The organism is Vibrio sp. 10N.247.311.14 (assembly GCF_041467715.1).
Taxonomy (GTDB): Bacteria; Pseudomonadota; Gammaproteobacteria; order Enterobacterales; family Vibrionaceae; genus Vibrio; species Vibrio crassostreae_C.
This window is the reverse complement of sequence record NZ_JBFSVE010000026.1, coordinates 34,261-46,260: the sequence shown is the minus strand read 5'-3', so window position 1 is coordinate 46,260 and position 12,000 is coordinate 34,261. Positions and strand designations below refer to the sequence as shown.

The following is a 12,000-nucleotide window of genomic DNA, read 5'->3' as shown; positions in this document are numbered from 1 at the left end:
CAGAGTAACGCTTTCTTATTCCGGGGATAAAAGTCGATATGGTTCAGACTTTTAATGCATAGATATTGTCCACATACTCAATCAGGATGATAATAAATATTAACTAAATTGTTAAAAGTATGAACGTCATGGACTCGACCTATACCATCATCATTGCTGATGACCACCCTCTCTTTCGCAACGCCCTGTTTCAGTCAGTTCATATGGCGATCAGTGGTGCGAACCTGCTTGAGGCCGATTCTCTCGATGCCTTACTGACTCTGCTAAAGAAAGAAGGCGAGCCGGATCTATTACTGCTCGATCTGAAAATGCCGGGCGCCAATGGCATGTCAGGCTTAATTCAACTGCGCGCTGAATACCCAGATCTACCGATTGTGGTGGTTTCTGCCAGTGAAGATGCCAGCGTGGTCACTCAGGTGAAGAGCCACGGTGCGTTTGGCTTTATTCCTAAGTCGAGTGATATGCGTGAGTTGGTGAGTGCACTGAATCAAGTGCTGAATGGCGACCCGTTCTTCCCTGAAGGGCTTATCACCAATAATGCAGCGTGTAGCGACCTTGCAGAAAAGATTTCCACACTGACGCCTCAGCAATACAAGGTATTAGGGATGCTTTCTGACGGCTTGCTTAACAAGCAAATCGCGTATGAATTGAATGTTTCGGAAGCGACCATCAAAGCACATATGACGGCCATCTTCCGTAAACTGGATGTGAAAAATCGTACTCAAGCGGTTATCTTGCTACAAGAAGTCCACAATTAAGCTTCACTGATATCCTCTTCTAAAGTCGTCTTAGGTAAACATAAACCCAACCTGACGACTTTATGATCATCTATCTCTGCAACCACCCAAGTGATGTCATGCCACTCAAAGCTATCACCCAATACAGAGTGTGCGCCAAGCTCTTGAGCAACCAATTGTTTTAGCGTCATTTCTCGCTCTTCTTCCGAGCCAAGTTCAATACCATAACAATCACTCACTGCCGCAACTGATAGCTCAACATCCAAGAAGAAGTCACCAAAGAATCGTGCCGCCTCTTCTGCTAGAGGCGCCTCACTGAACAACGAACTTAAGCTGTCCAAATCTTTGTCTTGACCAAGCACACATAAGATATCGTTCGCCTCTAACACGGTGCTGCCTGATGGGTGAAGCAAGGCATCCTTTCTAAACAGTGCAGTAATTCGCGTTCCTTCCGGCATAGACAAACGCTTTAGTGGTTCGCCCACACACCACTTCTCTTCTTTCAGCTTGTAGACAAACATCTCCCACTCACTAGCAGGGTAAATTTCAATGCCAGTACGAGAAATCGGTGTCGGCGTTGGCGGTAGCGTCACTTGAGCCAATCTCGCGACTTTCATCAAGCTGCCGCCTTGAACAATCAGCGACACCATAACCACGAAGAAGGCGATATTGAAATACAGCTGAGCATTGGGCAGGCCTGCCATCATCGGGAATACCGCTAAGATGATTGGTACTGCACCACGCAAACCTACCCAAGAAACAAACCAACGTTCCTTGGTGGTAAAGCTTCTGAACGGCAGCAAACCCAACCAAACCGACAGCGGACGAGCAAACAAAATCATACCGAAGGCCAGTGCCAGCGCAGGCAGAGCAATGTCCATCAACGTTGATGGCGTCACCAATAAACCCAATACCAAGAACATCACGATCTGGCTTAGCCACGTCATGCCATCAAGAACATTAAGAATCGAGTGTCGCGAGCGCGTCGGACGATTACCAATGAACAAGCCCACTAGGTAAATCGATAAGATGCCGCTGCCGCCAAGCATGTTAGAGAACGCAAACAGAGCCACGCCCCCACTGAGTACCAGAATGGAATAAAGGCCATCAGCCAATTGTACTCGATTGATTAAGCTCCATAGAACCCAGCCGCCGCCAATACCAACAAGAGTACCGATACCAAACTGCATCGCAAAACTTTGCAGTAGGAAGTTCATTCCCATCTCAGCGTCAGGGTTACCTAACAGCGCAATTAAGGTCACCGTCAGGAAGACCGCCATTGGGTCGTTAGTGCCCGATTCGATCTCTAGGGTTGAGCCAACACGCTCATTGAGACTCTGTCCTTTCAGCAAAGAGAATACCGCTGCCGCATCGGTTGAACCAACAATCGCCCCGACCAAGATGCCCTGCATTAATGACAATTCAAACAGCCAAGCCGCCATTAATCCGGTTAAGGTTGCTGTACATGCGACACCTATCGTCGCCAGCGAGAGCGAAGGCCAGAAAGCGACCTTGAAGCTCGCCACCTTGGTTCGCATACCGCCATCCAACAGAATCACGGCAAGCGCAAGGTTACTCACCAAGTAGGTCAGTGAGTAATCATCGAAATGAATATTACCGGGTCCATCTTCACCCGCTAACATACCAACGAACAAAAAGATCAAAAGAATAGGAACGCCCAATCGAGAGGACACTTGTGAGAAAAGCACGCTGATGGCGATGAGTACGGCACCAGTCAAGAATAAGTGGTTAATGGTTATTGCGTCCAATTCGTTCCCCCAAAGAATAAAATCCGAGCTTTAAGCCTGTTGATCTTTTGCCACTAGCTTGTTGATCTTCTGCCGTTTAGCAAGGCACGGTCGGTGAAAGTGCCGTTGTTACTATAACAAACTTATGTTTCGCTTCGTGTCATAAGCAGGGCTAAATACCGTTTCTCGGTCATTTAGTTGTTAAATTTTATGACTCGCAGTCTAATTCATCCCTTTTTGTTAGACCTTTGGCTAATTTAACAACATTGTAACATCACATTTTTCTATGGTTATGTCTCCTAGCTCCCATATTTCAGTACATTAGCGCTAATACCATCCCGACTAAAGTTGCACAGATCCCTTGACTTATCCTTGCTACATTCTAAATCGTAACATTACGTTAACACGCTATTTTACAAAACGGTTTCACAAAAACAGTTTCTACGAAAACGGAATAAAGGAGAAGGCAATGGCGTTCGAATCTACGGAACATGCTCAAGCCTACTGGAAGGAAAACTTGGGAATTATGGGAACACTGCTCGCGGTCTGGTTTGCGGTGTCTTACGGCGCTGGCATCTTATTTGTGGATGCCCTCAATACCGTTCAGTTTGGCGGGTTCAAGCTAGGATTTTGGTTCGCTCAGCAAGGTTCGATATACACCTTCGTGGCGCTGATATTTATTTACGTTGTCCGCATGAATGCGCTCGACAAAAAATACAACGTACAGGAAGACTAGAGGCTAGAACATGGATATTCAAACTTGGACGTTTATTCTCGTCGGTATTACTTTCGCGGTATATATCGGCATCGCAATCTGGGCTCGTGCAGGGTCTACTAGTGAGTTCTACGTTGCTGGCGGTGGTGTACACCCAGTAGCAAACGGCATGGCGACCGCCGCTGACTGGATGTCGGCAGCATCATTCATCTCAATGGCAGGTATCATCTCATTCGTTGGTTACGACGGTGCGGTTTACCTAATGGGTTGGACAGGTGGTTATGTACTACTTGCGCTATGCTTAGCACCTTACCTACGTAAGTTCGGTCAGTTTACGGTTCCTGATTTCATCGGTGAGCGTTACTACTCGAAAACGGCACGTATGGTAGCGGTATTCTGTGCAATCTTCGTATCGTTTACGTACGTTGCAGGCCAGATGCGTGGTGTGGGCGTTGTATTCTCTCGTTTCCTAGAAGTTGATATTAACCTAGGCATCATCATTGGTATGGGTATTGTGTTCTTCTACGCAGTACTAGGTGGCATGAAAGGCATCACTTATACGCAGGTAGCTCAATTCTGTGTCCTCATTTTCGCCTTCCTTGTTCCAGCAATCTTTACCTCAATCATGATGACAGGTAACCCACTTCCACAAGTTGGTATGGGCTCTACGCTATCAGGCACAGATGTTTACCTTCTTGATAAACTGGATGGACTGACCGAAGAACTCGGATTTACCGCCTATACCGAAGGTAACAAGAGCATGGTAGATGTATTCTTCATCTGTGCGGCTCTAATGGTCGGTACTGCGGGTCTTCCACACGTAATCATTCGTTTCTTCACGGTACCAAAAGTACGTGATGCTCGTATCTCAGCGGGTTGGGCACTACTGTTCATCTCATTGCTATACACAACAGCACCAGGAGTTGCAGCATTCGCTCGTGTAAACATGATCGAAACAATCAACGGCCCTGACATGCAAGGTGTCGCTGCAGCGGACGCACCAAGCTGGTACAGAAACTGGGAAAGCACTGGCCTAGTAGGTTGGGAAGATAAGAACGGCGATGGCAAAATGTTCTACTCGGGCGATGAGCGCAACGAGATGAAGATTAACCGTGACATCATCGTACTGGCTTCTCCAGAGCTAGCGAAACTACCAAACTGGGTTGTAGCACTGCTTGCAGCCGGTGGCCTAGCAGCCGCACTATCAACAGCCGCGGGTCTACTATTGGTCATCTCAACGTCGATTTCACATGACTTGTTGAAGAAAGGCTTCAGACCAAACATGACCGACAAGCAGGAGCTGTTAGCCGCTCGTCTGGCAGCCATGGTCGCGATTGTCGGTGCCGGTTACTTAGGTATTAACCCACCAGGCTTTGTAGCACAGGTAGTAGCGTTTGCCTTCGGCTTAGCCGCAGCATCCTTCTTCCCAGCGATTATCCTAGGTATCTTCTACAAGAAGATGAACAAGGAAGGCGCAATTGCAGGTATGTTGTCAGGTATTGCCTTCACAGCAAGCTACATCATCTACTTCAAGTTCATTAACCCAGCAGCAAGCACACCTGAAAACTGGTGGTTTGGTATCAGCCCAGAAGGCATCGGTACGCTAGGTATGTGTCTAAACTTCGTAGTATCGATTGCTGTAAACAAAGTAACTGCTGAAGTACCACAAGATGTACAAGATATGGTTGAGAACATCCGTTACCCGAAAGGTGCAGGTGAAGCTCACGACCACTAAGCACGACCATTAAACAAAGATGTTTAGCAAAAAATGAATCAGTACTTACATTGTAGGGATTAGGTACTGACTCCAGAAAGCCGATACTTCGTGTATCGGCTTTTTCTTTTTCTGCTCACTTTATAAAAAGATAAACAAAGGGTTGTTTTTAAAACTTTATTTGATAATAATTATCATTAACATCCAGTAAAGAGATGCAGATGATGATGAAAGAGCAGCAGGTTCTCTATTCGAGATTTTACAAAGCACAGGATCGCTTTGCTTCATTAGAACAAGTTCAAGGCCATGAGCCGTTTGTAATTCGAGAGTATATCGAGTGTGCACTGACGCTTTCGGCTTACTATGAAAAGCATGCCGCTCAAGAAAACATCTTGTTGTGCGAGCTGTATCTACGCCAAGTTTTCTTTCATTTGATTGAAGCGATTGAGTCTCCTCAGCGCAGTTTCGCCTTTCGTCATATCTGCCTAGACTCTATTCACTCACCACTATTTTATTTGAAGCGCCACTACTGCCAGCAACCTCAAGGCCAAGCGCGTTTTTTGAATCTCAGCCAAACACTAAAACAAGTCCAAGCCCCACTTGGCTAACAAGGATAGAACATGACCCTACAATTTCGGATTGAAAAAGACAGCATGGGCGAAGTGAAAGTCCCTGCCGATGCGCTATACCAAGCACAAACTCAGCGTGCAGCGGATAACTTCGCGTTTAGCTCTCACAAGATGCCGACCAGTTTTATTCAAGCACTGGCGTTAATTAAACAGGCAGCGGCAGATACCAATGCTCAGTTAGGTCTACTGGAAGGTGATATTGCCAACGCGATAGCCGAAGCCAGCCAAGAGATCATTGAGGGTAAACACCTCGATCAATTCCCTATCGATGTCTACCAAACCGGTTCAGGTACCAGTTCCAACATGAATGCCAATGAAGTGATTGCTACGCTTGCCTCAAGAAGCTTGCAAGGCGACGTGAACCCCAATGATCACGTCAACATGGGCCAAAGCAGTAACGATGTGGTGCCAACCGCAATTCAAGTGAGCGTTGCTTTGATGGCTGAAAATAAGCTATTACCTGCATTAACTCACCTTTCTGAAGCACTCACCATCAAACAACAGGAACTTGCGGAGGTCGTGAAGACCGGCCGCACTCATCTAATGGATGCGATGCCAATGACCTTTGCTCAAGAGCTAGGTGGTTGGAAATTTCAGATAGAACACGCTAAGCAAGCAATAGAGAACACCCTGCCCGCTATCAAGGCTTTAGCACAAGGTGGTACTGCGGTTGGAACAGGGATCAATGCTGACCCACGCTTTGCCGATAAGTTTGCGAGTAACCTGTCTCAATCGACAAAGATCAGTTTTAGCTCGAGTGAAAACTTCTTTTTTAGCCTCAGCAGTCAAGACGCGATCGTTGCGCTGTCAGGTCAGCTCAAAACGGCAGCAGTTGCGATCATGAAGATCTCAAACGATCTTCGCTGGATGAACTCTGGGCCGTTGGCTGGCTTAGGGGAAATTGAATTACAGGCTCTACAACCAGGCTCATCGATCATGCCTGGCAAGGTAAATCCTGTGATTCCAGAAGCTGCAGCTATGGCGGCGGCGCAAGTCATTGGCAACGACACCACCATTACCGTAGCCGGACAATCAGGTAACTTCCAACTTAATGTGATGCTGCCAGTGATTGCTCATAACGTGTTGGAAAGTATTGAGTTATTGGCAAACAGCTCAGTCGCTTTAGCGGACAAAGCCATCGCGACCTTCACGGTACGCCAAGACAATCTCGATTTGGCACTGTCAAAGAACCCAATCCTAGTGACCGCACTTAACCCTGTGATTGGCTACTTGAAGGCGGCTGATATTGCCAAGAAAGCTTACAAAGAAGGCTTACCAATTCTGGATGTCGCAGAAAGAGAAACCGATCTTAGCCGAGAAGAGCTCAGTAAACTGCTTGATCCAACCACACTGACACAAGGTGGCATTGCTGGTTAGTTATTGAATTAACAAGCGAATCGGCGTTCGCAAAAAAAACAGAGACAAAAAAGGCCTCATCTGAGGCCTTTTCACTATCCGCTCACGAACGTACTAATCCGAGCCTGTTAACCCAAACTAGCTCACTCGATTCAAGACCGCTCTTAACTTAAGTGGCTTCACTGGCTTGGCAATAAAGCGAAAGCTGTTGGCCTTTATCGCTGCCAACATGTCATCGGTTCTATCGGCACTAATGATGACCCCTTCAAAAGAGTCTCCGAGGCGCAAGCGACACTGCTGCAGGACTTCGAGACCCGTTCTGCCATTATCTAAACGGTAATCAGAGAAAATCACATCAGGTAGCCAACCCTCATCTAGGCACTGCAAGCTTTCGACCAAATCAACCGCCGTCTTAACCTCACAGCCCCAACGTCCGATCAGGTTTTCCATACCGACTAAGATTTCTCGTTCATTATCGACACACAATATCTTGAGATGTTCGATGTCGCTGGTCGCCATTGGCGTCGAAGCTTGCACAACTGGAGCCACTTTTTCCGCTCTAGCTAAAGTGATGGAAAAGACACTGCCTTGCCCCGGCCATGAGCGCATCGAAATTTGATGGCCAAGCACATGAGCAATACCTTTCGAGATTGCTAACCCTAACCCCAATCCTTGATCGGCTCGTACTTGGCTGCCACGAGTAAACTCTTCAAAGATTTCTTGTTGCTTGTCTTCATCGATACCGGTTCCATTATCCCACACATCAATTCGAACCTGTCCATTGACTCTTCTCGCACCCAGTACCACTTTCCCTTCCGGGTTGTAGCGGAACGCATTGGTCAAAAAGTTCTGAATCACACGCCTCAACAGCTTAGGGTCTGAATGAATGAACAATGACGACGGAATCATCTTAAACTCAATTTTCTGTTGTCTCGCTAGAGCGCTAAATTCCGCGTTCAAATTGGTTAATACGTCATGCACGGCAATCGCGTGAATGTTGGTTTCTAACTTTCCGGACTCCAATCGAGAGATATCTAGCAAGTCACCAATCAAATCTTCTGCGGCGCCAAGTGCACTCTCGATGTGAGATGACAATTGCTTCACCTCTTGCTCTTTTGCCACCTCAGACAGTGACGAAGCAAATAGACGTGCGGCATTGAGCGGCTGCATCAAATCGTGGCTTACCGCGGCTAGAAAACGACTCTTAGATTGTGATTCTTGATCCGAAATCTGCGTGGCTTTTACCAAGCGATGATTCAGTTTTTCGAGCTCTTGAGTTCGCTCATGCACTCTCGATTCCAAACTTTCGTTGGCATCTTTTAGCGCTTGCTCTGCTTGTCGGAATACCGTGATGTCGGTAAAGCTCATCACAAAGCCACCACTTGGCATCGGGTTACCTTGCACTTCAATCACTCGACCATCAGGACGAATGCGAGAAGAGGTATGTCGAGTGCCTTGCTCCAAATGATAAACACGGCGACGCACATGATCTTCAGGGTCACCCGGACCACACAAACCTTGCTGAGCATTATGGCGAATCACATCGGAGATCGGCCTGCCCACTTGTATCAAACCAGCAGGGAACTCAAACAATTCTAGATAGCGCTGATTCCACGCCACCAGCCTCATTTGTTTGTCGATTACTGCGATGCCTTGGCCAATATGTTCAATCGCGCCTTGCAGTAAACCACGGCTGAAGTCGTACAGTTCCGAAGCTTCATCCACGATGGTCGCGACTTCTTCAAGCTGCATGTTTCTTCCCTGTAAAGCGGAAGTAAGTACTAACTTAGCAGACGAAGCACCGAATACTCCGGCGAGCACGCGCTCTGCGTGTCGAATCAGACTTGCAGGCGCTTGTTGATTAGGAAGCAGCGGCTGACCGTGTTGTTGCCAATAGCTGTGTAAGGCACTTTTCGCACGTTTGCGACCCACAAAACGCGACGCCAGCATCTCTAATTCAGCGACCGTCACTCGGTTCTGGTAAAGGCTAATATTCTCGTTTTCAGGCAGCGGCGTGCCAACAAATGCTGCTGATTGTAAGCGCTCACTTAGACTTGGCCTGGTCGACATCGAAACTACGGCATAGCACAAGGTATTAAGTACAATACTCAGCACAATGCCCCAGTTTGAACTGCTGATATTCCAGCTACTGAGCAGTTCTGGCGGCGTGATAATCCACAGTAAAAGGTTACTTTCACTGTCGCCAGCCAACATGCTGGTTTGGCTCATCAAGGTAATCAGCCAAATCAACGAGCCCACCATTAAGCCGACATACACGCCCTTGCGGTTACCCGGGCGCCAGTACAAACCACCAATAAGTGCTGGCGCGAATTGAGCAATCGCAGCAAAGGAAAGAAAGCCAATCGCTGACAGTGAATGGATGGTATCGAGCGCTTGATAAAACAGCCAAGCACCCAGTAACAGCAGTAAAATTAGCCCGCGGCGAATCACCAATAGCAGGCCAGAAAAGTGTCGATGGGTTCTTTGAGTTAGGCGCATACGGCGCAGTAACAATGGCATCACTAAATCATTCGACACCATGATCGCCAAGGCGATGGTCGACACTATCACCATGCCACTTGCCGCAGACGTACCACCAAGGAAAGCCAGCAAGGCAATGTGATTAGCGCCTTCTGACATTGGCACACTGATCACATAGGTATCCGCTGGCATACCAGTAAGTAGTCCTTGTCCTGCCCAAGCAATTGGCAGCACGAACAGTCCCATCAAAATCAGGTAAAGCGGAAACAACCAACGAGCGGTATGCAGGTCTTGAGGACGTTCGTTCTCTACCACCATGGTATGGAACTGGCGTGGCAGACAGACAATCGCCAACATGGTTAAAACGGTATGAATAATTAAGGTCGGAATATTGGGTGATTCGTAGGTGGAAGCCGCCACATCAAGCAAGTCGATCTTGTCGCTGCTCATCGCCAGATACATGATGAATAGGCCAACGATCAGGAATGCCGCGAGCTTAACGATGGATTCAAACGCCACCGCCATCATCATGCCACGGTGATGCTCTGTGTTATCAATGTGTCTTGTACCAAACAGCATGGTGAAAATAGCCAAAGCACCGACCACAAACCAAGACACATGATAGTCCTGATAACCGAAGTCAGCCGCTAGGTTGGGTGCAACAATATCCAACCCCATGGTAATACCACGCAGTTGCAGAGCAATATAAGGAAGGATACCAACCACGGCGATAACCGTCACCGCCACCGCTAAGCCCTGAGATTTTCCATAACGAGCCGCGATAAAGTCGGCAATGGAGGTGATATGTTCCCGCTTCGCAATCAGGATCAACCGCGCCAAGATCCGCCAGCCTAGTGTAAAGACTAGAATCGGGGCGAGGTAAATGGGTAAAAAAGACCAAGGGTTGTTACTCGCCTGTCCGACCGTTCCATAGAAGGTCCAAGAGGTACAATACACGGCAATCGAAAGGCTATAGATCCACGGGCGCCAACGCGATAGCCAACGAACCTGCCTGTCTCCATACCAAGCGATCAGAAATAACACGCCCAAGTAGGCTAAAGAGACTGGAATTACTATCCATCCTTGCATTGAAAACCCTTTTTTCATCCATAAAAAAACCTCTCCATAAGGGAGAGGTTTCATTTAACTAAGGATGGGTGATTAACTCAATCGCATCGCTTAAATTCTGTGCTTTAGACTCTAATTATCAGCATTTGCTGTGAGATTCTGACTGTTCCGAATCTGATTGATTAATCTCAACCACTGAACTTCTTTCATCCAACTTAATGAACAGAGCAAGTGCACCCATAGCAGCCATACCCCAGAAGATATTTGCGCCCCAAAGCTCATAACCCCAACCACTTAAGGTGGTCATCAGTGCAATAAAGGCACCTAATGGAATCGCGTTATACAGAGCTTGTAGCGCAACCATCTTGTTTTGTTCTTCAGATTGGATGTATTGAATCGCGGCGATGTGTGCCATGGCAAAGGTCACGCCATGCAGTAGCTGCACCATCACCAGTGCGAAAATCGCTGTCGTTGATGCGGTAATACCCCAACGCGCCATCACCCCAATAGCCGCGACGACAAACAAAGTACGCAGTGACCAGCCTGAGAATAATCGCTTACTCAGAGCAAATACGGCCACTTCAGCAACAACACCTAAACTCCACAAGTAACCGATAATAGCTTCTGAGTGACCCGCTTCTTTCCAATAAATCGCACTAAAACTGTAGTAAGCCGCATGACTACCTTGCAGCAGCGCCATCAAGGCTAAAAACTTTACCACTGACGACTCACGCAGCAGTTCACCTAGTTTTGGTCGCGCCGCTTGTTGCTCAGATTGCGTTACTGGCATCACGTTAGGATTTCTCATCGCCAGAATTAATGACAACAACACGCCCGCAAGTGCAGTATACAAAATCATGTCGGTGCCAAATTGTGCCACCAAATAGCCAACAACCGTTGAACCTGCGATAAAGGCAATTGAGCCCCAAAGGCGAGTTCGGCCGTAGTCGAGCATTTTCAAACGACTGTAATGGTTAGCCATCGCATCAGAAAGAGGAATGATCGGCCCACAACAGAGGTTAAACAGTACCGTTGCCAACAACATCAGTATAAAACTGCCACCGGTGAAGAAGTGGAAACCGACAAACAGCAGCGCAGCGAAACTCAAACAGCGTAGCGCTGGCATCAAGTGTTCCACTTTATGGATACGCGGCGTAATCACTAAGTTGGCCACACAACGAGTTGCAAAGCCGATACCAATCAATACGCCAATATCACCAGCAGACACGCCTTGGTCTTCAAACCACAACGCCCAAAATGGCAAATACACGCCATACGCAAAAAAGAAACCAAGAAAATACTGAGAGATCCAGCCATAGGGTGAAGGGCTAAACATAAATGACCTATAAAGTGTGCGGAAAAAGGCAGCACCAATTATGCCTATCTCGCATACGATGAAAAAGGGAATTATTACTGGGATAGTATTCCCATATTCAATGGGTCTGGATATCGCATTTCAACAAGAGATTTCACGCTCATCAATACTCATACTCGCATTTAGACTAAAGTCGTCTGGAGCTTCGCTGGTATTTTGTCAGACTGATTAAAGACT

Annotated in this window: 8 protein-coding genes; 5 read left to right on the top strand and 3 right to left on the bottom strand. The window is 47.4% G+C overall.

Going from position 1 to position 12,000, the window contains the following annotated elements:
- Positions 1-128 precede the first annotated feature (128 nt).
- Entirely contained in the window at positions 129-758 is a 630-nt protein-coding gene (locus AB6F11_RS11530; RefSeq protein ID WP_017062717.1) for a response regulator transcription factor, read from the top strand.
- Here the strand turns inward: AB6F11_RS11530 and AB6F11_RS11525 are convergent.
- Positions 755-2,506, bottom strand: coding sequence for a potassium/proton antiporter (locus AB6F11_RS11525; protein WP_102394137.1), 1,752 nt, complete (start codon positions 2,504-2,506; stop codon positions 755-757). The two genes, AB6F11_RS11530 and AB6F11_RS11525, sit on opposite strands and share 4 nt — an antisense overlap.
- Before the next feature lie 448 nt (positions 2,507-2,954).
- On the opposite strand from AB6F11_RS11525, the gene AB6F11_RS11520 reads away from it, so the two are divergent.
- The 4 genes from AB6F11_RS11520 to AB6F11_RS11505 all read left to right on the top strand — a co-directional run bounded on the left by AB6F11_RS11520 (position 2,955) and on the right by AB6F11_RS11505 (position 6,920).
- On the top strand, positions 2,955-3,221 hold the full coding sequence (locus tag AB6F11_RS11520) for a DUF4212 domain-containing protein (RefSeq protein ID WP_010435433.1): 267 nt from the start codon (positions 2,955-2,957) through the stop codon (positions 3,219-3,221).
- Between the two features lie 10 nt (positions 3,222-3,231).
- On the top strand, positions 3,232-4,935 hold the full coding sequence (locus AB6F11_RS11515) for a sodium:solute symporter family protein (RefSeq protein ID WP_102394136.1): 1,704 nt from the start codon (positions 3,232-3,234) through the stop codon (positions 4,933-4,935).
- A 200-nt stretch (positions 4,936-5,135) separates the two neighbouring features.
- Entirely contained in the window at positions 5,136-5,522 is a 387-nt protein-coding gene (locus tag AB6F11_RS11510) for a hypothetical protein (protein WP_017068852.1), read from the top strand.
- A gap of 12 nt (positions 5,523-5,534) precedes the next feature.
- A complete protein-coding gene (locus tag AB6F11_RS11505; RefSeq protein WP_017062713.1) occupies positions 5,535-6,920 on the top strand; it encodes a lyase family protein in 1,386 nt (461 codons plus the stop codon).
- A 117-nt stretch (positions 6,921-7,037) separates the two neighbouring features.
- Here the strand turns inward: AB6F11_RS11505 and AB6F11_RS11500 are convergent, their stop codons facing one another.
- The gene (locus AB6F11_RS11500) at positions 7,038-10,469 is read right to left on the bottom strand and encodes a PAS domain-containing hybrid sensor histidine kinase/response regulator (RefSeq protein ID WP_102394144.1); all 3,432 of its coding nucleotides are present in this window, start codon (positions 10,467-10,469) and stop codon (positions 7,038-7,040) included.
- A gap of 118 nt (positions 10,470-10,587) precedes the next feature.
- Complete coding sequence (locus tag AB6F11_RS11495; protein ID WP_017062710.1) at positions 10,588-11,784, bottom strand: 3-phenylpropionate MFS transporter; 1,197 nt, start codon at positions 11,782-11,784, stop codon at positions 10,588-10,590.
- Positions 11,785-12,000: the final 216 nt, after the last annotated feature.